At 48.3% G+C, this 21,710-nt stretch carries 22 protein-coding genes and 1 riboswitch; all 22 genes read left to right on the forward strand.

What is annotated here, in order from left to right; translation table 11 throughout:
* Nucleotides 1–46: 46 nt before the first annotated feature.
* The 22 genes from prfA (at nt 47) to AB4111_RS21865 (ending at nt 21,513) form a co-directional block, all read left to right on the forward strand.
* A complete protein-coding gene (gene prfA, locus AB4111_RS21760) occupies nt 47–1,114 on the forward strand; it encodes a peptide chain release factor 1 (RefSeq protein WP_249912672.1) in 1,068 nt (355 codons plus the stop codon).
* Nucleotides 1,115–1,138: 24 nt separating this feature from the next.
* Entirely contained in the window at nt 1,139–2,023 is an 885-nt protein-coding gene (gene prmC, locus AB4111_RS21765) for a peptide chain release factor N(5)-glutamine methyltransferase (protein ID WP_127549115.1), read from the forward strand.
* 85 nt (nt 2,024–2,108) lie between these two features.
* Nucleotides 2,109–3,329 (forward strand): FtsW/RodA/SpoVE family cell cycle protein, encoded by a 1,221-nt coding sequence (locus AB4111_RS21770; RefSeq protein WP_442033194.1) that lies wholly within the window; start codon nt 2,109–2,111, stop codon nt 3,327–3,329.
* Nucleotides 3,330–3,598: 269 nt separating this feature from the next.
* Nucleotides 3,599–4,819 carry an FtsW/RodA/SpoVE family cell cycle protein gene (locus AB4111_RS21775; RefSeq protein ID WP_442033195.1) on the forward strand — a complete coding sequence of 407 codons (1,221 nt, stop codon included), beginning with the start codon at nt 3,599–3,601 and terminating at the stop codon, nt 4,817–4,819.
* Between the two features lie 749 nt (nt 4,820–5,568).
* Nucleotides 5,569–6,228 (forward strand): stage II sporulation protein R, encoded by a 660-nt coding sequence (gene spoIIR / locus AB4111_RS21780; RefSeq protein ID WP_442033196.1) that lies wholly within the window; start codon nt 5,569–5,571, stop codon nt 6,226–6,228.
* 255 nt (nt 6,229–6,483) lie between these two features.
* Entirely contained in the window at nt 6,484–7,719 is a 1,236-nt protein-coding gene (locus tag AB4111_RS21785; protein ID WP_442033197.1) for an L-threonylcarbamoyladenylate synthase, read from the forward strand.
* Between the two features lie 203 nt (nt 7,720–7,922).
* Nucleotides 7,923–8,483 carry a manganese efflux pump MntP gene (locus AB4111_RS21790; protein ID WP_442033198.1) on the forward strand — a complete coding sequence of 187 codons (561 nt, stop codon included), beginning with the start codon at nt 7,923–7,925 and terminating at the stop codon, nt 8,481–8,483.
* 58 nt (nt 8,484–8,541) lie between these two features.
* Nucleotides 8,542–9,114, forward strand: a complete 573-nt coding sequence (locus tag AB4111_RS21795; protein WP_442033199.1) for a low molecular weight protein arginine phosphatase — start codon at nt 8,542–8,544, stop codon at nt 9,112–9,114.
* Between the two features lie 96 nt (nt 9,115–9,210).
* Nucleotides 9,211–9,292, forward strand: a riboswitch (ZMP/ZTP riboswitch).
* Between the two features lie 140 nt (nt 9,293–9,432).
* Nucleotides 9,433–10,026 carry a TIGR01440 family protein gene (locus AB4111_RS21800; protein WP_442033200.1) on the forward strand — a complete coding sequence of 198 codons (594 nt, stop codon included), beginning with the start codon at nt 9,433–9,435 and terminating at the stop codon, nt 10,024–10,026.
* A 272-nt stretch (nt 10,027–10,298) separates the two neighbouring features.
* A complete protein-coding gene (gene glyA / locus AB4111_RS21805) occupies nt 10,299–11,546 on the forward strand; it encodes a serine hydroxymethyltransferase (protein ID WP_442033201.1) in 1,248 nt (415 codons plus the stop codon).
* 428 nt (nt 11,547–11,974) lie between these two features.
* Nucleotides 11,975–12,604 carry a uracil phosphoribosyltransferase gene (gene upp, locus AB4111_RS21810; protein WP_017691929.1) on the forward strand — a complete coding sequence of 210 codons (630 nt, stop codon included), beginning with the start codon at nt 11,975–11,977 and terminating at the stop codon, nt 12,602–12,604.
* 50 nt (nt 12,605–12,654) lie between these two features.
* Nucleotides 12,655–13,812: a non-hydrolyzing UDP-N-acetylglucosamine 2-epimerase gene (gene wecB, locus AB4111_RS21815; protein WP_253441328.1), complete on the forward strand. Its 1,158-nt coding sequence runs from the start codon at nt 12,655–12,657 to the stop codon at nt 13,810–13,812.
* Between the two features lie 186 nt (nt 13,813–13,998).
* Nucleotides 13,999–14,253: an AtpZ/AtpI family protein gene (locus AB4111_RS21820; RefSeq protein ID WP_024632723.1), complete on the forward strand. Its 255-nt coding sequence runs from the start codon at nt 13,999–14,001 to the stop codon at nt 14,251–14,253.
* Nucleotides 14,246–14,623 (forward strand): ATP synthase subunit I, encoded by a 378-nt coding sequence (locus AB4111_RS21825; protein WP_062836961.1) that lies wholly within the window; start codon nt 14,246–14,248, stop codon nt 14,621–14,623. Before AB4111_RS21820 ends, AB4111_RS21825 begins: the two co-directional genes overlap by 8 nt.
* Nucleotides 14,624–14,668: 45 nt before the next feature.
* Nucleotides 14,669–15,487, forward strand: a complete 819-nt coding sequence (gene atpB, locus AB4111_RS21830; RefSeq protein ID WP_124116536.1) for a F0F1 ATP synthase subunit A — start codon at nt 14,669–14,671, stop codon at nt 15,485–15,487.
* Between the two features lie 78 nt (nt 15,488–15,565).
* Nucleotides 15,566–15,790 carry a F0F1 ATP synthase subunit C gene (gene atpE / locus AB4111_RS21835; protein ID WP_017691934.1) on the forward strand — a complete coding sequence of 75 codons (225 nt, stop codon included), beginning with the start codon at nt 15,566–15,568 and terminating at the stop codon, nt 15,788–15,790.
* 113 nt (nt 15,791–15,903) lie between these two features.
* Complete coding sequence (gene atpF, locus AB4111_RS21840; RefSeq protein ID WP_036612568.1) at nt 15,904–16,392, forward strand: F0F1 ATP synthase subunit B; 489 nt, start codon at nt 15,904–15,906, stop codon at nt 16,390–16,392.
* Complete coding sequence (locus AB4111_RS21845; RefSeq protein WP_036612565.1) at nt 16,389–16,937, forward strand: F0F1 ATP synthase subunit delta; 549 nt, start codon at nt 16,389–16,391, stop codon at nt 16,935–16,937. The genes atpF and AB4111_RS21845 overlap by 4 nt, the downstream gene beginning before the upstream one ends.
* A 16-nt stretch (nt 16,938–16,953) precedes the next feature.
* A complete protein-coding gene (gene atpA / locus AB4111_RS21850) occupies nt 16,954–18,468 on the forward strand; it encodes a F0F1 ATP synthase subunit alpha (protein ID WP_047840700.1) in 1,515 nt (504 codons plus the stop codon).
* Nucleotides 18,469–18,676: 208 nt separating this feature from the next.
* Nucleotides 18,677–19,549 (forward strand): ATP synthase F1 subunit gamma, encoded by an 873-nt coding sequence (atpG, locus tag AB4111_RS21855; protein WP_076209796.1) that lies wholly within the window; start codon nt 18,677–18,679, stop codon nt 19,547–19,549.
* Nucleotides 19,550–19,644: 95 nt separating this feature from the next.
* Nucleotides 19,645–21,048, forward strand: a complete 1,404-nt coding sequence (atpD, locus tag AB4111_RS21860; RefSeq protein WP_047840699.1) for a F0F1 ATP synthase subunit beta — start codon at nt 19,645–19,647, stop codon at nt 21,046–21,048.
* A gap of 60 nt (nt 21,049–21,108) precedes the next feature.
* Nucleotides 21,109–21,513: a F0F1 ATP synthase subunit epsilon gene (locus tag AB4111_RS21865; protein WP_264932855.1), complete on the forward strand. Its 405-nt coding sequence runs from the start codon at nt 21,109–21,111 to the stop codon at nt 21,511–21,513.
* Nucleotides 21,514–21,710 lie beyond the last annotated feature (197 nt).

The following is a 21,710-nucleotide window of genomic DNA, read 5'->3' on the forward strand; positions in this document are numbered from 1 at the left end:
GAAAATGTGATGTGCTTGGACAAAATAATGCGTGAGGTGACTATACATGTTGGATAAATTACAGGCGTTAGCCGACCGTTATGACAAGTTGAGCGAGCTTTTGTGTGACCCGGATGTGGCAAGTGACAACAAAAAGTTGCGGGAATACTCCAAAGAACAATCCGATCTGCAACCGACTTATGAAGCGTACACTGAATACAAACAGGTAAGTCAGGATCTCGAAGCTGCAAAGGAAATGCAGGGTGAGAAACTGGATGATGAGATGCGCGAAATGGTCAAAATGGAAATTGACGAACTGAGCACTCGTCAGAAAGAGCTGGACGAATTGATTCGTGTACTCATGCTGCCAAAAGATCCGAATGACGACAAAAACGTTATTGTTGAGATTCGCGGGGCAGCTGGTGGAGATGAAGCAGCGTTGTTTGCAGCAGATCTGTATCGGATGTACACACGTTATGCAGATGCACAAGGCTGGCGTGTAGAGCTGATGGACGTTAACACGAATGATCTCGGTGGATTTAAAGAGGTTGTTTTCCTGATCAACGGACGCGGCGCTTACAGCAAAATGAAATACGAAAGCGGTGCACACCGGGTGCAGCGTATTCCAACAACCGAGTCTGGCGGACGTATTCATACGTCAACTTCAACGGTTGCCGTTATGCCTGAAGCCGAAGATTTCGATATCGAAATTCATGATAAAGACATCCGTGTGGATACGTTCTGTTCCAGTGGTGCCGGTGGACAATCGGTTAATACCACGAAATCCGCAGTACGGGTAACGCACGTTCCAACGGGAATTGTGGCGACATGTCAGGATGGAAAATCACAGAACTCCAACAAGGAAAAAGCGTTGCAGGTTCTGCGTACACGTATCTTCGATATGAAACGTATGGAAGAGGAAGCAAAGATCTCTGTTGAGCGGAAGAGCAAAGTGGGAACGGGTGACCGCAGTGAGCGGATTCGTACGTACAACTTCCCACAAAGCCGTGTGACGGATCACCGGATCGGTCTGACAATGCACAAGTTGGATCAGGTGATGAACGGAGAGATTGAAGATATTTTGTCTGCACTGACCATTGCTCAGCAGACTGAGATGATGGATAGAGGAGAATAATCTGTGACCCGCGCGCAGTTTGTCATGACGCCGGAACAGAGCTGTCGGGAAGCCTTCGTGGAGGCTTCCTCTTTTTTGGAAAAGTGCGGCGTGTACGAGCCGCAAAACAATGCTCGGCTGCTGCTGGAACATGTACTCGGCGTGTATGGCGCCGCGTACTACATGATGCAGCCGGAGCCTTTTCCCAGCGAGCATCGCAGCCGCTGGGAGGACGCCGTCACGCGCAAGGCTGCGGGTGAGCCGGCGCAATATATTATCGGCAGCCAGGAATTCTATGGGCTGCCGTTCGAGGTCACGCCGGCCGTGCTGATTCCGCGGCCGGAGACCGAGCTGTTGGTCGAGGCTGTGCTGCGCGAAGCCGACCGCGTGTTTCCTGACGGCGCTCCGCTCGCCGTCGATATTGGCACGGGCAGTGGTGCCATCGCGGTGACGATGGCTTCACTGCGCCCGCGCTGGCAGGTTGGCGCCGGGGATCTCTCGGCGGCTGCCCTGCAAGTGGCCGCGCGGAACGCGGCCGCGAACGGGGTACAGATCGACTTCCGTGAAGGCGATCTGCTGGCCCCGTTCGCCGGGGCACGGGTGGACATCCTGGTGTCCAACCCGCCTTACATCCCGGCGGCAGATATCGCCGGGTTACAACAAGAGGTGCGCGATCATGAGCCGCGCATGGCACTGGACGGCGGTCCGGACGGGCTTGCACCGTACCGGATCATGCTGGAGCAACTGGCGCTGCTGCCTGCACCGCCTCAGATCATTGGTTTTGAGCTGGGCCAGGGGCAGGCTCGCGACATCGCGGCTCTACTTGAAACGGCGGGACATTGGCCGGAAATTATCATTGTACCGGACCTTGCCGGAATCGAGCGGCATGTCCTGGGTGTTCGTACTTCGGAACAGGTGACGAAAATGTAAGGTTCCGCGGGTTTTCTTTTTACCGTGAAATCCTCTACAATGAGATATACCGAAGATTATTGAATGCTTGGGGGAACATAATTACATGCTGCACAAATTTAAAAAGATAGACTATTCTATTGTGTTTATACTGCTTATTCTGATGGTTATCAGTATTTTGTCGATTTACAGTACAACGTTTGGTCGTCCGAAGCTGGAGGGACTCCCGAAAAGTGCAGTGATTTTTTATATTTTGGGATTCATCGTCTTTTTTGGGATGTCGATGATCAATTATAAATTTATAATCAAAAATTATTTATATATCTATGGCGTGGGTATGTTACTGCTCATTTTCGTAATGTTCTTTGGTAAAGAGTATTACGGTGCAAAAGGTTGGCTGTCCATCTTCGGGGTCAGTTTGCAACCTGCTGAGTTGTTCAAGTTATGTCTGATTGTGTTTTTATCGGCCTTTTTGGCCCGAAAGAAGAATCGTCCGCTCTATTTCGGACGTGATGTTATTCCGATCTCACTCTGTGTTCTGCCACCATTACTACTCGTACTGCTTCAAAATGACTTGGGAAATGCGTTAAGTTATGTTGTCATTCTTGTGGGCCTCTTATGGATCGGCAACATTAAATTTACGCATGCCCTCATTGGTTTTATTATTGCTGTGGCGACTTTTATCGGCGGTACACAGGCATATATTCATTATCATGATGAGATTGTTAAATTTCTGAATGACATTGGACGTTCGCACTGGGCGGATCGTTTTGACCCCTGGCTTGTACCAGAGCTGACCTCAAGAGATGTACTCTGGCAGACGTATAATGCGAAGCTTGCGATTGGTTCTGGCGGTATTACGGGCAAAGGATATCTGGAAGGCACAACGATTCAGTCGAATCGGGTGCCGCTGGCCTATGCAGACTCGATCTTTGTACAGATCGGGGAGGAATTTGGCTTCATCGGTGCCTCGGTATTGCTTCTCCTATACTTTATCCTGATTCACAGGCTGGTGCTGATTGCACTGGAGTGTAAGGATCGCGCCGGGCCTTATCTTATTGTAGGTATTATAGCGATGCTGCTCTACCAGATCTTTGTCAATATTGGTCCGTTCATTGGTCTGATGCCATTGACAGGGATTACGCTGCCGTTTATCAGTTCGGGTGGTACCTCCATTATGCTCAACATGATCAGTATGGGGATTGTGATGAGTATCAAGGTTCACACGGAAGAAAACGAGGATATTCTCGGATCTGCGGAACAACCGAGTATTACCGATTTGGTGATGAAATTGCTAAGACGCAAGCCATCCCAGCAGGAACAATAACGTTCTCGAATCAAACCGTGAAATAACACGTTGGATTTATGTATATTAGCTAGATAACTTCAGAACCCTGGAACAGATCAGACCTATTCAATTAGGGATGAATGTTTCGGGGTTTTATTGATTTTACGGTGGGAGTCAGGCCAATGAATGGTTTAATTGTCACCCTGAAGCGATTCAGATTTCCATTTTATTATCCAATTATATACAATGGTAATATTGAGTTCAATTGGAAATCATAGAATGTTAGATTCAGGGGGATGGGCGGAGTCATGGTGAGAATGTTGAAAAAGATGGACGGTGTGATTCTCTTCATCATGCTGTTGCTCATGATTATTAGTGTATTTGCAATTTACAGCGGAACACAGACAGATGCCAACCTGGCGAATCACCACGTCAAAACAATTTATTTCTATGTGGCGGGGTTCATTGCGGTGCTTGTCATCGGGCTTGTGAATTACAAGTTATACGTGAAATATGCGTTTTATTTGTATGGGTTGGGAATTATACTATTGATCCTTGCGAATGTCCTGGGAAGTTCGATCAATAACGCTAACGGCTGGCTGAAGCTGGGCGACAACTTTTCTTTCCAACCGGCAGAACTGTTCAAGATGATTCTGATTCTGTTTCTCGCCCATTTGATTGTGAAGAGACAACGAGGCACGCTGAAATTTTGGAGAGATATTGTGCCGATTGGCTGCTGGGCGTTTATTCCATTTGCTCTGGTTATGGCTCAGAATGATCTGGGAAATGCACTGGGGTATGTGGTGATTTTGGCTGCTGTATTCTGGATCGGAAATATGAGACTGAAGCACGCATTGATTGCACTGGCGATTGTGGGAGTGACTTTCTTTGGCTTTGTTAAGGCTTATACGTTCTACCATGATGAAGTGTTCACCTTTCTTAAAAAGATAAAAAGGGAACATTGGGCGGAACGGATTGATCCTTGGTTGGTACCGGAAAAGGCTACCTCCAAAGCTTCCTGGCATACGAAAAATGCAGGTTTAGCCATCGGTTCAGGAGGCATCATCGGCAAAGGATATTTGCAAGGAACATCCGTTCAGAGTGGACGAGTTCCCTATACGTATTCGGATTCCATTTTTGTCGTGATCGCAGAGGAGTTTGGCTTTGTCGGTGCATCCGTACTGATTCTATTGTACTTTATTCTGATTCAACGGATGGTGTGGATTGCTCTGAGTTGCAGAGATCGCGCGGGACCCGTCATCATTGTAGGTATTATCGGAATGTTGTTGTACCAGGTGTTTGAGAATGTGGGGGCGTTCCTCGGGCTGATGCCGCTCACAGGCATTACGTTGCCATTCATCAGTTACGGGGGCACCTCCCTGCTCATCAACATGGCTTGTATTGGCGTGGTCATGAGCATTAAGTTGTATGGTGAGGAAGAAGAGGATGAACTTCTCATGGGGGAGCAGCAACCTCGGTTGTCGGAACGTTTATGGAATATGCTCAAGAAAGAGAAAAGTGCTGTGTAACTGTTGAGTTGGTGTAGTGAAAAGAAAAGCTGTGGAGCGTATAACGTAATTGTTCATTGTTCGTAAGAATGAAGAGGTTGATTTGCCCTGTAACCAGGTGCGGATCAGCCTTTTTAACATGACTGGTGAGCGAATGTAATTCATGGTACTGAGACACGTTATATCAGCATAAACAGCCTTTTGTAGCGTGTTGGTCAGATGATTTTGCGAAATAAGGTGTCTCGTGTTCCTTACAATTTCAGAAGAAGACCTGGAGGCTGAATAAGACGTCCTCCCTTAGAACATCGACTGGTCGTTCGCGAGAGTCGTTCGCCAGGGTTAGCTAGTACAGTCTTCAAGGCTATTTGAAAGCTGACATTCGTCATCGCATAACTTGCCTGAGTTTAAACACAGATACTAGTAGTACATGTTCAAAAAATTGTTTTTTAGTAACGTTTGATTATAGTTCCAGTACCGAGAAGATGAGATGAAGCAAGAAATGGAGTAGTGGAGTGTAGGATAAACTACGTGAGCAAATGGAATGTTTCCGAAGGAAACAACCTTTATAAGACCCGCTTATTTCGGCTGAGAATTTCATATCCAACGTTGATGATGCAGCTAGGCATCCTTCGTAATTAATAGCGAACCTTTTGAACAACCTCTAGTAGATTTATTGCAAATGCTAGGTTTACTTCCGTCTCTCCCGGGCATACTGATAGACATGAGAGAGTTGCAGGTCGCGTGATCAGAGAGCCGAGGGGGAAAACGGAATGAACAGACGAATTGTAAAGCAAATTGGACTTATTATTGTATGTCTTATGATGATTATCATGATGTGGGAAGGTCAGAAAACGGATGCAGCTGTGGCGGCCGCAGCGATTCCTGAACAATCGATTCGCTTGCGTATTCTAGCAAACTCGGATGCACCAGGAGATCAATTGGTGAAACGCGAGATTCGGGATGCTGTCGTTGCTCAGATGGGGGAGTGGGTAGCCGAACTGGAGAATCCGCAAAGTCTGGATGAAGCGCGCCATGTCATTCGTGAGCATCTGTCAGAGATTGAAAATAGAGTAGGAGAAGAGCTGGCCAGTCGCGGTCTGAAGTATGAGTATCAGGTGGAATTGGGTTCTGTTCCGTTCCCAACCAAACTATATGGAGGCACCGTGTATCCTGCAGGAGATTATGAAGCGGTTCGAATCACGCTGGGCGAAGGCAAAGGTCAGAACTGGTGGTGTGTGTTGTTTCCACCGCTGTGCTTCATTGATGCAGGGACCGGGGATGCACTGGCGAAACCTTCAAACGTATCGGCTGCAGCGGCTGAACCTGGAGATGTAGAGGCATCTGCGCAGGGAGAGACACCGGAGGCGAGATTCTTTCTGTGGGATATGGCTGTAAAACTATGGAGTTGGGTAACTGGGTTATTCGCATAACAACGAAGTTATACTATACATAAGGGTGGCTTCAATTCAGGGAGCTGCCCTTTTGATATGAATTGGTGGCGAAAGTACAGTGAGACTCCTGCGTGGAGCTAAGTATGAAGGGCATCCGAGTCGGGACAGGTATGTTATAATTACTTATATTGAATATGGAGTATGAAGCGAAGTGAACAAGGATGTGTATGGAGTGTGAGGTGTTTTTCTCACGTTCACAAGTAACCTATTATGATGTTTAGGAATGATGGATATATGAATAGAGAGAATGAGCAAGTGCAATCCTCAGAAATGGGAAATGACATGGAGGTTCATGACAAGGGAACTCCAGCAGAGATGGTAACAGTCAATTGGGATGTGCGCGTTTTATTGAGCAATGAGGATGATCATGGATTGGGTAATATTGAATTAACGGATGTGAAAAAGGGGAGCGCCGATCAGCAGGCGCTCGCCGACTTGCAGGCTGCGGCGGCCTGCATTCGTCAAGGTAAGACGGTGGCCTTTCCGACCGAGACGGTCTACGGCCTGGGTGCGGATGCGCGTAGCACGGCAGCCGTGGAGGCTGTATTTGTCGCCAAAGGCCGACCTTCCGACAATCCACTGATTGTGCATATCGCGCATCGTGACCAGTTGGATGCTCTGGTCACGGAAGTGAATGAGACAGCCGAAGCGCTGATGGCGGCCTTCTGGCCGGGACCACTGACGCTTGTGCTGCCGGTTAGGCCGGGGGTGGTGTCCCCGCGTGTCACCGCCGGTCTGGACACGGTGGCCGTGCGCATGCCGGACCATCCGGTGGCCTTGCAGTTGATCGCAGCGGCGGCATGCCCTGTGGCTGCGCCAAGCGCCAACCGCTCCGGGCGGCCAAGTCCGACACTCGCGTCTCATGTGCGCGAGGATCTGGATGGCCGTATCGGCGGCATCGTGGACGGCGGCCCCACCGGGGTGGGCGTCGAGTCCACGGTGGTGCAGGTCGGTGACGACGGTACCGTCACCATCCTGCGCCCTGGCGGCATTACGGCGGAACAACTGTCCGCCGTTGCCGCCCGTGTCGCCACGGACCCCGCGCTACTCGCGGAGGTGCCCGATGGCGTGGGCAGCCCGGCGCCGCGCTCGCCGGGCATGAAGTACACGCACTACGCACCCGCAGGGGCGCTGTGCGTGGTGGAGGGGCCGCCCACAGCGGTGGCGGCCTGGATCAGCGCCGCCCTCGTAGAGGCGGCGCAGCGCGGAGAGCGCACCGCCGTGCTGGCGTTCGCCGAGCACGCGGAGCAGTACCGCGCCGATGCCGTGTTCTCGCTGGGAGATGCCAGCGAGCTGGAAGAAGCAGCGCGCCGGCTATACGCCGCGCTGCGCAGTTGCGATGAGCAAGGCGCCACATATATTGTGGCTGAAGCCTGCTCACGCGAAGGGCTGGGAGCTGCCGTCATGAATCGGCTGCTCAAGGCCGCGGGTAACCAACTCATCCAAGTTGGCGACCCACAGCCCTCCTAAGCTCTCCTGATCATACAGTCAGGAGAGCCACTTAACTTTTTTCCAAAACAATCAATGAACCATCATGTCCGCTTGCACGTCAATCTAGCTTTATACACCATGGATATCGTGTAGATACGCACCGTTTACCTTGCATCGGTCATGTTTAGGTCCTTGTCCGCATATCGTGTACAAGAACCTTTACGTGACTTGGGGGTATGGGGATGTGGGATGTGTCTGCCCATGTAGGGCAGTTGGTAACCATTTTGATCATGGCTGTTGCGCTTGGCCTCGATGCGTTTTCGCTCGGAATCGGAATTGGCATGAAGGGCATTCGGCTGAGGGATGTATTGCGGATCAGTACAGTAACGGCGCTATTTCATATCATCATGCCGCTCATCGGCATGTATATGGGCAAATACGTCAGCTCGCTGCTCGGTGACATTACGACGTATGCAGCAGGTGGATTACTTGTTCTGCTGGGTGGTCATATGATTCTGAATGCATTCCGTGAAGGTGATACCAAGCTGGTGGACCACCGTTCTCTGCTCGGCGTTATTTTGTTCTCCCTCAGCGTAAGTGTGGATTCGTTCTCCGTTGGCGTTTCCTTAGGGATGTTTAGCAGTAATCTGATCTTGACCGTACTTGCCTTTGGTGTATGTGGCGGGGTGATGTCGGTTATGGGTCTGCTATTAGGCCGTCGGGTGAGTCAGAATCTTGGGGATTACGGTGAGGCCATTGGTGGCGCAATCTTGCTTGCGTTTGGACTTTTGTTTATATTTTAAAATAAAACGTGAGACATCATATCATTCGCATCATATGTAAAATGGGGAGGCTAACACAATGAAACATATTTTATTCGTATGTACAGGCAATACGTGCCGCAGCCCCATGGCAGAGGGGCTTTTGCGAAAATTGGCATCGGAGCGCGGCGTTCAGGTAGAGGTTCGTTCCGCAGGTGTAGCAGCTACGTCGGGTATGCCGATCTCCCGTCATGCGGAAGCGGTTTTAAGAGATCATAACGTTGAAGGTCCGCCTCATTCCACACAGCTTAGCGCTAACCTGGTAGGTTGGGCCGATCTGGTTCTTACATTAACGCGGAGTCATAAGCAGCATGTCATGCAGGTATTTCCCGACTCCATCCACAAAACCTATACATTAAAAGAGTATGTGGAAGACGACGAGCAGGTATTAAGAGATGTTCAGGAGTTGGACAGCCTGTTTGCAACGCTGGAGATGAAACGTGCCCTTGGTCAAGAGATCCTGGCATCAGAGCGCGAGCGAGCCATTGAGATCAGACAACGCATTCCAAGTTTCGACATCTCCGATCCTTTTGGAGGCAGTCGTGATGATTATAATATCGCTGCGGCCGAGATCCGGACTGCATTGGACCGGCTTTTGGATAAGCTGGGATAATTCTGATCCTGCGGGGCAGGTTATAGAAACAGGACACGTGATGTAAATTAACCGTTGATTTTAGCCGCGGGTTGTTTTATGATGAAGGGGAAAACAGGGATCCGGTGTAACTGGCGACGAAGTGGGCATAACCACGATGGAGCACCGGAACAAACGGCCGGTCGCCTGGGCAAAAGAGCAATTCTGCGTTACCCGCAGACTGCTCTTTTTTTCGTCTTTCATCTGATTATTCGCTATAATAGTACCTGAGATGCCGTGCAAGAATACGAAGACAGCCAAGAGACAGCGGGCATGATTTTATCGGGAGGCGATGATAGGATGACTATAGAGTTGGATTCAGAACAACCCGGATTGCAGGAACAGACCGCATCCATTCTGCATGAACTGGCGCTTGCCGGACAGCTTGGGCCTGGACAGATCGTTGTGATCGGTACAAGCACAAGTGAAGTCGCAGGTGCGCGGATTGGTACGAGCGGTGCCATTGAAGTGGCGCAGCAGCTTCTTGCGGGGATACGCGAGGTGCAGGAGGAATTCGGTTTTGACACGGTATTCCAGTGTTGTGAGCATCTGAACCGTGCGTTGGTCATGGAACGTTCTGTGCTTACTCGACTTGGATTGACCGAGGTTGGTGCAGTACCCGTGCCCAAGGCCGGAGGTTCAATGGCATCCGCAGCATATCGTTCGCTGACCGATCCATGCCTGGCTGAATATGTGCAGGCCCATGCGGGAATGGACATTGGGGAGACGATGATTGGCATGCATCTCCGACATGTAGCCGTACCGTTTCGTACAGCGCTCCGCTATGTTGGAGATGCTCGCGTAACCACAGCGTTGACTCGTCCGAAGTTGATTGGCGGCGAACGAGCGGTGTATCGTATGGAAGAACAACCAGATTCAACATTTTGTGACTGATATCTTCAACCAATATAAAGCCAAATTAGACTTTACACGAAAACGGAGATTGCAACACCAATCTGAAGAAGCAAAGCGTTCGCCTGAAAGCTTTCCGAAGGAAAGCTACATCGGAAGCATACGCTATCCCCGGATTTTCCCCTTATTATAAGGGAGTTCAGAAAAAATCCGGGGATAAAAGCGATCGGAAGATGGTGATGCAATCGAAGTCAGGAGTGTAACCACTGTAGTTTCGCTTTATAACTTCACTTATAACTGGGAGGAATTTAATCATGGAACAATTGCGCAAGAATGACCCGGCAGTACTGGAAGCGATGAATCTTGAACTGAAACGTCAACAGAACAACATCGAACTGATTGCATCCGAGAACATCGTAAGTGAAGCAGTAATCGAAGCATTGGGATCCGTTCTGACTAACAAGTACGCTGAAGGATATCCAGGCAAACGTTACTATGGCGGTTGTGAGCATGTAGATATCGTTGAAGACATCGCGCGTGATCGTGCAAAAGAATTGTTTGGAGCAGAACACGTGAATGTTCAACCTCACTCCGGCGCACAAGCGAACATGGCAGTATATCTTGCAGCGTTGAAACCTGGTGATACTGTACTCGGTATGAACCTTGCACATGGTGGACACCTCACACACGGTAGCCCGGTTAACGCTTCCGGTTTGTTGTACAACTTTGTAGCATACGGTGTACAGGAAGATACATTCCTGATTGATTATGATGAAGTGCGCAAAGCGGCTTTCAAACACCGCCCTCGTCTGATCGTTGCAGGTGCAAGTGCATATCCGCGTACCATTGATTTTGAAAAGCTGGCTTCCATCGCCAATGATGTAGGTGCTTTGTTCATGGTGGATATGGCTCATATCGCAGGACTCGTTGCTGCTGGTTTGCATCCAAACCCGGTCCCACATGCGCATTTCGTAACAACAACAACACACAAAACGCTGCGTGGACCTCGTGGTGGTATGATTCTGTGCCGCAAAGCATGGGCAGCAGCAATTGATAAAGCCGTATTCCCAGGTTCCCAAGGTGGCCCTCTGATGCACGTAATTGCTTCCAAAGCGGTAGCATTCGGAGAAGCTTTGCAACCAGAATTCAAAACATATGCACAGAACGTTGTGAAAAACGCACAGGTTCTGGCTGAAACACTGATCGCTGAAGGATTGAACATCGTATCCGGTGGTACAGATAACCACTTGATGCTGATCGACACACGCAGTGTAAACATCACAGGTAAAGAAGCTGAGCATGTACTTGATTCCATCGGTATTACCGTGAACAAAAATGCAATTCCATTCGACCCTACAAGTCCGTTTGTAACGAGTGGTATTCGAATCGGTACACCTGCTGCAACTTCCCGTGGGATGAACGAAGAAGCGATGGTAGCGATCGGTAAGATCATTGCCAAAACACTGAAAAATCCAAAAGATACAGCGAAGCTGGATGAAGCCCGTGCAGAAGTGACTGCACTGACAGACCAATTCCCACTCTATACCGACCTTAAATACTAAAAAACTTTGCTCATGGTGTTTGTATTTGAGATGTTCTTAAAATGGGATACAAAAAAACGAAGCAGACAGAATGAGACCGCAGAAGCGAAGCGTTCGCCTTTATCCCCGGATTTTTCCCTTGTTAAAAGGGGAATAAAAAAAATCTGGGGATAACAGCGATCGAAGGATCATTCTGTAGGCGGAGTGCATTGTATTCATCATTTTCACTTTCTCAACGACATAACAGCAGGAGCAAAACAGGACCGGATGGATCATTTTCCGGTCCTGTTTTTTATAGGATTCGGTATTCTGTAATGATTGGGTGCCCTTTGATGGTGTAATTCGTTGTTGGTGATGATATAATATACAGGATTTATCGAGCCCATGAATGGTGGCTAGGTATATTTGGAAATGCTGAACATGAAGAACTTACCGGAGGGACAAATTAAATGGGAAAATTAGTAATATGTGATCACCCTTTGATTCAACACAAACTGACGTTTATACGCGATATGCGTACGAATACGAAAGATTTTCGTGAATTGGTGGATGAAGTAGCAACGTTGATGGCTTATGAGATTACAAGAGATGTTGAACTGGAAACGATTGATGTACAGACACCTGTAGCTGCAACGCAAGGTAAAGTCATCTCTGGACGTATGCTCGGACTCGTGCCGATTCTGCGTGCAGGACTCGGAATGCTGGATGGCGTTGTGAAATTGTTGCCAGCGGCAAAAGTTGGACATGTTGGTCTGTTCCGTGATCCGGAAACACTGCAACCGGTAGAATACTACACCAAACTGCCTACAGACGTGACAGAGCGTCAATTGATCGTAATTGATCCGATGCTTGCAACTGGTGGTTCGGCGATTGCAGCTATTGACGTGCTCAAAAAACGTGGCTGTACCCAAATCAAGATGATGAACCTGGTTGCAGCACCGGAAGGCGTAAAAGCTGTACAGGATGCACATCCCGATGTGGATATCTATGTAGCAGCATTGGACGACCGTCTGGATGATCATGGTTATATCGTTCCAGGGCTTGGAGATGCAGGAGACCGTCTATACGGCACTAAATAAGCATATCGCATGCTTGTAATCGGAACTTATAGAAAAGGGGCTTTGCTCGAATGTCCAAGAAAATTAAAGTCATGACGATCTTCGGGGTGCGTCCAGAAGCCATCAAGATGGCTCCGCTTATTTTAGAATTGCAAAAACACCCTGAGTCTATTGAATCTATTGTTTGCGTAACTGCGCAGCATCGTCAGATGTTGGATCAGGTACTTGAAGTTTTCGACATTCATCCCGATTATGATCTGGATGTAATGAAAGACCGTCAGACATTGAATGAGATTACAATTCGTGTGCTCGGTGGTTTGGAGCCGGTGTTAGCGGAAGCTAAACCAGATATTGTACTGGTTCACGGAGATACATTAACTACCTTTGTAGCGAGCTATGCCGCATTCCTGCAACAGATTCAGGTAGGGCATGTAGAAGCGGGGCTGCGGACGTGGAACAAGCTGTCTCCATATCCCGAAGAGATGAACCGTCAGTTGACGGGAGTACTGGCTGATCTACACTTTGCGCCTACGGATTGGTCTTCTTCCAATCTTGCCAAAGAAAATAAATCGGAGTCTAGTACGTACGTCACAGGCAACACGGTAACAGATGTGTTTCAATATACAGTACGGGAGGACTACACACACCCGGTACTTGATTGGGCCCAAGGCAAACGCCTTGTGCTGATGACAGCTCATCGCCGTGAATCTCAAGGCGAGCCTCACCGCAACATTTTCCAGGCCGTCAAACGGATTGCCGACGAATTTGAAGATATTGCCATCGTGTACCCGGTGCATCCAAGTCCTGCTGTGAAGGAGCCGGCTCACGCGATCTTGGGGAATCATCCCCGTATTCAATTAATTGATCCGCTAGACGTGGTGGATTTGCATAACTTTTACCCGCACACTCACTTGATTTTGACCGATTCAGGCGGTTTGCAGGAAGAAGCACCTTCGTTTGGTGTGCCTGTGCTCGTATTGCGCGATACGACAGAGCGCCCGGAAGGTATTGAAGCTGGAACGTTGGAACTGGTAGGTACCGAAGAGGAACGTGTGTATGAACGGACCAAAGCTCTGCTTACAGACAAAACCCTGTATGCAAGCATGAGCCAGGCTGCTAATCCATACGGTGATGGACATGCTTCGGAAAGAATTGTCAATGCGATTCTGCACCATTTTGGTGTAAATAGTGAGCGTCCGGAATCATTTCACAGAAAATTCAAAAAATAATACAATTTTTCTGACGGATTTATAAAGGGCATAGCATACAGTTAAACTGTACGGTTTACGCGGGTTTATGGGCTTTGAGGGTCTGTATTCCCGTCGTTTTCCCCTTTAAAACGCTAAAATCATTCAATTGACAAAGGCTCTCATCATTCAGTAAAATTAACTGGGATTGCAAGGGTGGCGTGGAAAATGGCCGATTCGAACAAACCAAATTCATCCCGTAACCATGACGATAATGTATGGAAAGCGATGGGGCTCGTGACAGCTTTTGGGATCGAGATTGCCATTCTCGCTGTTGCCGGATATTACGCTGGCTCCTGGTTGGACAAGACCATCGGAGGTAACGGAATATGGATCGCCGTAAGCGTTCTCTTTTTTCTTGCGGCAGGCGGTGTAAGCATCTACTTTATCGCGAAAAAATTCATGGGGGAAAGTGATGAGTGAACTAACCAGATACCGCAGATCGATGACTGTTTTCATCATGTACTTTCTTATGATTTGTTTTCTCGCAGCGGCCTTTATGCCACGTGTGGAGACAATTGCTTTGGGACTAGCCCTGGGTACAGGAATTAGCTGGATCAATGCATTTTACTTGGGCTACAAAGTAAGGAAAATGTCTGATGATGCGGCAGAAGGGAACTTGAAGCGTGTGAACCTGGGATTTTTGACAAGAGCGGCACTCGCTGTGCTCGGTATATTCATATCGATGCGCTTTCCGCAGTACTTCAATACATATGCGGTTGCAGGCGGTCTCGTCATTGCACAATTTTCCTTACTGATTATAGGGATTGTCCATTCCCGCAGAGCAGAGTGATGTTAAGGGCTGCAGCTTTCAAGTCGAGAAAGGGGTGAGAAAAATATGCATGAAGCTCCAATTATTATGCTTGGCGGATTTCGACTGGATCTATCGGTTCTGTTGATGCTGGTAGTTACAGGTGCAATTGTTTTTATTTTTGCTGTACTGGCAACGCGGAGATTATCCGTTGAAAATCCCGGCAAGCTGCAAAATTTTATGGAGTGGGCAGTAGAATTCGTCCGCAATCTGATTTCCAGCACAATGGATATGAAGAAAGGTAAACATTTTATCTCTCTCGCTCTTTCCATGATTATGTTCATTTTTGTAGGGAATATGCTCGGCCTTCCGCTCGTAGCTGTATCTGAGGTAACAGATGTTAATCAGGCACAGGTATTCGGTAAGCCGATTGTTACAGCGGTGGAGGCGTTTGAAGAAGCGCATGCCAAGGACCCTGAAGCACACCCACACGTTGAACTGGCTTGGTGGAAATCACCGACAGCCGACTTGTCTGTGACGATGGGACTTGCTCTCGTAGCGTTCCTTGTATCTCATGGACTAGGATTGTTCCGCAACACAAAAGGGTATCTCCAGCATTACCTTAAGCCATTCGCCTTGTTCTTGCCAATCAACTTGATTGAGACGGCATCCAAGCTGTTGACACACGGTATGCGTCTATTCGCGAATATCTTCGCGGGTGAGGTACTGATCGCAACGATCCTGAAACTGACCACATTCAAAGTGTTTGGTGCTATTGCAGCAATTCCGCTACTCATGGTGTGGCAAGGCTTCAGTATCTTTATCGGCGCGATCCAGGCATTTGTGTTTGTTATCTTGATGATGGTGTACATTTCACAGAGCATCGAGACGCACGACGAGCATTAAGTTTCAAGCCCTACGAAGATTTCTTCACCAGGCTGAACAATAAAAAATTCGATTTATCATTTTAAGGAGGATATACAAATGGGAGCAATGGCATTAATCGCAGCAGCAATTGTTGCAGGACTGGGCGCGTTTGGCGCAGGTATTGGTAACGGTATGGTAATCAGCAAAACGGTGGAAGGTATTGCCCGTCAACCGGAAGCAAAATCCACTCTTCAAACAACAATGTTTATCGGTGTAGGTTTGATCGAGGTATTGCCGATCATCGGTGTGGTACTCGCGTTCATGTTCTACGGTATGGCTTAATTAAATTTTAAAGGTTTGGCGGGGAAGGCCATAGCCATCCGCGCCTTCTTTTTAGGTAATGTCCGTTCTAACGGATGACGTTTCAAGGATACCTCCAGGAAGGAGTGAACAGATTGAGTTTCATATGGGAAAATACGCTTCTTGCGATTGTTGCATTTGCAATTTTATACTGGCTGCTTAGCCGTTATGCCTTCGGGCCTTTGTTCTCCATTATGGAAAAACGTCGTGAACTCGTGATGACGCAGATGAATGAGGCTGCACAGACTCGGGAACAGGCCATTGCCTATGTGGAGGAACAAAAACAAGCTCTTGAGCAAGCACGTCAAGATGCTTATGACATCATTGAACAGTCCAAACAAACGGGTGGCAAACAAGCTGAATCGATTTTGGCTGATGCAAAAGCTGAAGCTAATCGTCTGAAAGACGATGCAGTACGCGAAATCGAGAGTGAGAAGAACAAAGCAGTCGCAGCACTTCGCAGCGAACTGGGTACAGCTTCCGTTCAGATTGCATCCAAGTTGATCAAAAAAGAAGTTGAGAACGGTCCTGCACAAGAAGAGCTTGTGAACCAATACCTCAATGAGGTAGGAGGCCGACAATGAGCCGCGATACGATTGTTGCCAAGCGTTATGCGAAAGCATTGTTCGAAGTTGCTCTTCAGCAACAGCAGGTGCTTGAGGTTGAACAGGAACTGGTTGCAGTAGTCAGTGCATTGACCGGAGATGCAGATATCGAGAAATTTATCGTATCCCCTAATATCTCTGATGAAGCCAAGCAGAACGTGATTCACTCAAGTCTTGATGGCAAGGTATCCGATTCAGTCCTTCGCACAGTCTTGTTGTTGATTGAACGCGGACGCGTTGAATTGCTGGGAGACTTGTTGAATGATTATCGGAAGATCCAAGGTGAGTCGCTGGGCATCGCTGATGCACGTGTCTACTCGACTTATGCGTTGAATGATGAAGAAAAAGAAGCGGTAGCCCGTGAATTCGGTGGCCGTGTGAATAAAAAGATTCGTATCGAGAACATTGTTGATCCGACTCTGCTGGGCGGATTGAAAGTCGCCATTGGCGATACGATCTATGACGGCAGCTTGGCTGGCAAGCTCGAACGTCTTGAGCAGTCTTTTAACAGACGAGTACAGTAGATTGGGGTGAGGACACTTGAGTATCAAACCAGAAGAAATCAGTACATTAATTAAGAGCCAAATCGAACAATACAAGACCGATATCGATGTAGTCGAAGTCGGAACGGTAATCGAGGTTGGTGATGGTATCGCTCGTGTTTACGGACTTGAGAACGTCATGTCCAACGAGTTGGTTGAATTCCCAAGCGGTGTTATGGGACTCGCCATGAACGTGGAAGAAAGCAATGTCGGTGTCGTTATCCTGGGACCTTACTACGATATTCGTGAAGGTGACCAAGTGAAACGTACGGGCCAAATCATGCAAGTGCCTGTAGGCGAAGCATTGATTGGACGCGTTGTGAACCCGCTCGGTATTCCAGTGGATGGCAAAGGGCCAATCGCTACAACGGAATTCCGTCCGGTTGAAGGTAAAGCACCAGGCGTAATGGATCGTAAATCGGTTCATGAGCCGATGCAAACAGGGATCAAAGCCATTGATGCCATGGTTCCAATCGGTCGTGGACAACGTGAGTTGATCATCGGTGACCGTCAAACAGGTAAAACATCCATCGCGATTGATGCGATCCTGAACCAAAAAGGTAGCGGCATGAAGTGTATCTATGTGGCTATTGGTCAGAAACAGTCTACGGTTGCTCAAGTTGTGGAAACCCTTCGTCGTAAAGGCGCAATGGAGTACACGATTGTTGTAACTGCAGCAGCTTCCGATCCATCACCACTCTTGTACATCGCACCGTATTCCGGTTGTTCGATGGGTGAGTACTTCATGTACAAAGGCGAGCACGTCCTGGTCATCTATGATGACTTGACCAAACAAGCCTCTGCATACCGTGAGCTTTCCTTGTTGCTTCGTCGTCCACCGGGCCGTGAGGCTTATCCGGGTGACGTCTTCTACCTGCACTCCCGTTTGCTGGAGCGTGCTGCGAAGCTGAATGATGAACTTGGTGGTGGTTCTTTAACCGCACTGCCGTTCATTGAAACACAAGCTTCCGACGTATCTGCATACATCCCAACGAACGTAATCTCCATCACGGACGGACAAATCTTCCTGGAAGCTGACTTGTTCAATGCTGGACAACGCCCGGCGATCAACGTAGGTATTTCCGTATCCCGTGTCGGTGGTTCTGCTCAGATCAAAGCGATGAAAAAGGTTGCAGGTTCCCTGCGTCTCGACCTCGCTCAATATCGTGAGCTTCAAGCGTTCTCCCAGTTCGGTTCCGATCTGGATAAAGCGACTCAGGCCCGCCTGAATCGTGGTGCGCGTATGATGGAAATCCTGAAGCAAGGTGTTAACCAGCCTCTGCCTGTAGAACAACAGGTTGTCAGCTTGTACACTGCGGTTAAAGGATTCCTGGATGAGATTCCAACAGGTGATGTTACTCGTTTCGAGCGTGAGTTCCTCGCGTTCATGGAGAGCAGCCATCCGGAGATTCTTGCATCCATCCGTGATACTAAAGAATTGACTGCAGACAACGAAAATGCACTGAAAGGTGCAATTGAGAAGTTCAGAAAGAGCTTTGCTGTCTCTGTCTAAATAAATGATTGCAGGTGCGGAGTTGTCTAACCGATTCCGCATGTCTGCATGTAATACGTTGACTCTGTCAAAACAGGGTTGTGCTTACGAAGTAACTTTGGCTCTGCCAAAGAAGGATTATGCTTACGAAGTAACTTTGGCTCTGCCAAAGAAGGATTATGCTTACGATGTAGTTTTGACTTTGTCAAAACTTTAAGGTGGTGAAATCATGGCAAAAGGCATGCGCGAAATTAAGCGGCAAATTAAAAGCGTACAAAGCACCAAGCAGATCACCAAAGCAATGGAGATGGTAGCTGCTGCAAAACTGCGTAAAGCGCAGGAAAAAGCGGAAGCAGCCCGTCCTTATTCGGAGAAACTGAAAGAAGTTGTAGCTAGTATTGCATCAAGCACGCAAGGCATACAGCATCCGATGCTGGAGAGCCGTCCGGTCAAAAAGACAGCTTACCTGATCATTACATCGGACCGTGGTCTTGCGGGTGGATACAATGCGAACGTTTTGCGTCAGGTTAATCAGACGCTCAAAGAGCGCCACAACTCTCAGGATGACTACGAATTGTTCGTCATTGGACGTAAGGGGCGCGACTACTTCAGACGTCGTGAAATGGCGATGGCATCCACAACAACGGATCTGTCGGATTCGCCTTCATTTGCAGATATCAAATCCATCGCACACGAAGCTGTTCATGGGTTTGAACTGGCTGAATTTGATGAATTGTACATTTGTTATAACCGCTTTGTGAATGCGTTGACCCAGATTCCTACGGTAGAAAAACTTCTTCCAATGGAAACACCTGAGGTAACTGCTGCTGAAGGACCAACGGCAAGCTACGAATACGAGCCGTCTGCTGAAGCTGTACTTGAGGTTTTGCTTCCGCGTTATGCGGAAACGCTGATCTATGGTGCACTTCTGAACGGTAAGGCGAGTGAGCTGGGTGCGAAAATGACGGCAATGGGTAATGCAACCAAAAATGCATCTAAACTCATTAATGACTTGTCATTGACATACAACCGTGCCCGTCAAGCGGCGATTACGCAGGAGATTACGGAAATTGTGGCAGGTGCCAACGCAGCACAAGGCTAACCGTTTTTTTATTAATGAAGGCTTGCAGAGCAAAGATAAACGAACGGTACATTATTTTTGCAAAAGTAGCAGGCTTGTAGGAGGGGAACGTTAAGATGAACAAAGGACGCGTTGTGAGCATCATGGGTCCGGTTGTTGACGTCGAGTTTGATCGCGGCGGTCTGCCGGAAATCCTCAATGCCATTACGATCACTACAGTAAGTGAGAGCGGCGTTAGTGTAAACCTTACACTCGAAGCTTCGAAACATCTGGGTGACAACCGAGTACGTTGTATTGCGATGTCCTCCACGGATGGACTTGTTCGTGGTATGGAAGCTTTAGATACAGGAGCACCAATCTCTGTACCTGTCGGTGAAGCAACACTGGGGCGTGTATTTAACGTACTCGGCGAAGCAATTGATACTGGCGGTGCCGTAGCTGCTGAGCACAAGAACCCGATTCACCGTTCAGCACCTGCATTTGATGAACTGACTACCCAAGCAGAGATGCTGGAGACAGGAATCAAAGTTATCGACTTGCTTGCTCCTTATGCTAAAGGTGGTAAAATCGGTCTCTTTGGTGGTGCCGGTGTAGGTAAAACGGTAACCATTCAGGAATTGATCAACAACATCGCACAAGAACACGGTGGTATCTCCGTATTTGCCGGTGTTGGTGAGCGTACACGTGAAGGTAATGACTTGTATCACGAGATGAGTGATTCCGGCGTTATCAACAAAACAGCAATGGTCTTCGGACAAATGAACGAGCCTCCAGGCGCACGTCTTCGTGTAGCCCTCACAGGTCTGACCATGGCGGAATACTTCCGTGATGAAGAAGGCCGTGACGTGTTGCTCTTTATCGATAATATCTTCCGTTTCACCCAAGCGGGTTCAGAAGTATCTGCCTTGCTTGGACGTATGCCTTCCGCGGTAGGTTACCAACCTACGCTGGCAACAGAAATGGGTCAACTGCAAGAACGTATCACTTCAACGAAAAAAGGTTCTGTAACATCCATCCAGGCCATCTACGTGCCTGCGGATGACTACACTGACCCGGCTCCTGCAACGACGTTTGCCCACTTGGATGCAACGACGAATCTGGAGCGTAAAATTTCCGAGATGGGTATCTACCCTGCGGTAGATCCGCTGGCATCCAGCTCCCGGATTTTGTCTCCTGAAGTTGTAGGTGAAGAACACTACAGCGTAGCCCAAGGCGTTAAACGTATCTTGGCGCGTTACAATGAATTGCAAGATATCATTGCAATCCTGGGTATGGACGAGTTGAGTGAGGAAGACAGAGCGCTTGTATACCGTGCTCGTAAAATCCAACGTTTCTTGTCCCAGCCTTTCCACGTTGCTGAAGCATTTAACGGTATTCCGGGTAAATACGTTCCGGTTAAAGAAACGGTGCGCAGCTTTAAAGAGATTCTCGAAGGTAAGTATGATGATCTTCCGGAAGCAGCTTTCCTCTTTGTTGGTACAATTGAAGAGGCAGTGGAGAAAGCCAAAACACTGGTTTAGTCTGAATCCAGGATTGTCCTTATGTGGGCTATCCTTCGGATAGTTTCAGGAGGGATGGAATTGAGCACCTTTTTGTTGGAGATTGTAACACCTGAGCGTCTGGTGTATTCAGAACAAGTGGATAGCATCACGGCTCGTGGTATTGAAGGGGAACTGGGCATTCTGCCTGGCCATATTCCTATGGTTACACCTTTGCAGATTGCACCAATCTATATTCGTAACGGAAAAGAAAATAAACAAGTTGCTATCGGTGGCGGGTTTATTGAAGTACGTAAAGATAAGGTTGTTGTACTCGCAGAGAGTGCTGAATTCCCGGAAAGCATTGATGTGGATCGTGCGCGTGCGGCGAAAGAGCGGGCAGAACGTCGGCTTGCAAGCCAAAGCAATCAGGACCACTTTGATCACCGTCGTGCAGAGATTGCGCTGCAAAAAGCGGTTAACCGGATTAATGTATTTGGCAAATAAACGATTCTTGGAAGCCCGGCGGCTTAGTCTGCCGGGCTTTTTTGAGTTTGATTGATAGAATGGTTTTATCGAATATATCAAAAGGCTGACCATAAATTCCATCATATCCCTTTAGTAACGGAAGTATTTTAAGCAAATTATTCACCGATGTTGAGAATTTGAATAGAATATAGGACTAAAGTAGTGGGCTCATTTAC

Origin of the sequence: Paenibacillus sp. 2KB_22 (assembly GCF_052115745.1) — a bacterium.
Lineage (GTDB): Bacteria > Bacillota > Bacilli > Paenibacillales > Paenibacillaceae > Paenibacillus.

What these genes read in the sequence shown, in the direction of transcription:
- prfA (WP_249912672.1), top strand. Translation starts at nt 47, where the DNA reads ATGTTGGATAAATTACAGGCGTTAGCCGACCGTTATGACAAGTTGAGC.
- prmC (WP_127549115.1), top strand. Translation starts at nt 1,139, where the DNA reads ATGACGCCGGAACAGAGCTGTCGGGAAGCCTTCGTGGAGGCTTCCTCT.
- AB4111_RS21770 (WP_442033194.1), top strand. Translation starts at nt 2,109, where the DNA reads ATGCTGCACAAATTTAAAAAGATAGACTATTCTATTGTGTTTATACTG.
- AB4111_RS21775 (WP_442033195.1), top strand. Translation starts at nt 3,599, where the DNA reads ATGGTGAGAATGTTGAAAAAGATGGACGGTGTGATTCTCTTCATCATG.
- spoIIR (WP_442033196.1), top strand. Translation starts at nt 5,569, where the DNA reads ATGAACAGACGAATTGTAAAGCAAATTGGACTTATTATTGTATGTCTT.
- AB4111_RS21785 (WP_442033197.1), top strand. Translation starts at nt 6,484, where the DNA reads ATGAATAGAGAGAATGAGCAAGTGCAATCCTCAGAAATGGGAAATGAC.
- AB4111_RS21790 (WP_442033198.1), top strand. Translation starts at nt 7,923, where the DNA reads ATGTGGGATGTGTCTGCCCATGTAGGGCAGTTGGTAACCATTTTGATC.
- AB4111_RS21795 (WP_442033199.1), top strand. Translation starts at nt 8,542, where the DNA reads ATGAAACATATTTTATTCGTATGTACAGGCAATACGTGCCGCAGCCCC.
- AB4111_RS21800 (WP_442033200.1), top strand. Translation starts at nt 9,433, where the DNA reads ATGACTATAGAGTTGGATTCAGAACAACCCGGATTGCAGGAACAGACC.
- glyA (WP_442033201.1), top strand. Translation starts at nt 10,299, where the DNA reads ATGGAACAATTGCGCAAGAATGACCCGGCAGTACTGGAAGCGATGAAT.
- upp (WP_017691929.1), top strand. Translation starts at nt 11,975, where the DNA reads ATGGGAAAATTAGTAATATGTGATCACCCTTTGATTCAACACAAACTG.
- wecB (WP_253441328.1), top strand. Translation starts at nt 12,655, where the DNA reads ATGTCCAAGAAAATTAAAGTCATGACGATCTTCGGGGTGCGTCCAGAA.
- AB4111_RS21820 (WP_024632723.1), top strand. Translation starts at nt 13,999, where the DNA reads ATGGCCGATTCGAACAAACCAAATTCATCCCGTAACCATGACGATAAT.
- AB4111_RS21825 (WP_062836961.1), top strand. Translation starts at nt 14,246, where the DNA reads ATGAGTGAACTAACCAGATACCGCAGATCGATGACTGTTTTCATCATG.
- atpB (WP_124116536.1), top strand. Translation starts at nt 14,669, where the DNA reads ATGCATGAAGCTCCAATTATTATGCTTGGCGGATTTCGACTGGATCTA.
- atpE (WP_017691934.1), top strand. Translation starts at nt 15,566, where the DNA reads ATGGGAGCAATGGCATTAATCGCAGCAGCAATTGTTGCAGGACTGGGC.
- AB4111_RS21845 (WP_036612565.1), top strand. Translation starts at nt 16,389, where the DNA reads ATGAGCCGCGATACGATTGTTGCCAAGCGTTATGCGAAAGCATTGTTC.
- atpG (WP_076209796.1), top strand. Translation starts at nt 18,677, where the DNA reads ATGGCAAAAGGCATGCGCGAAATTAAGCGGCAAATTAAAAGCGTACAA.
- atpD (WP_047840699.1), top strand. Translation starts at nt 19,645, where the DNA reads ATGAACAAAGGACGCGTTGTGAGCATCATGGGTCCGGTTGTTGACGTC.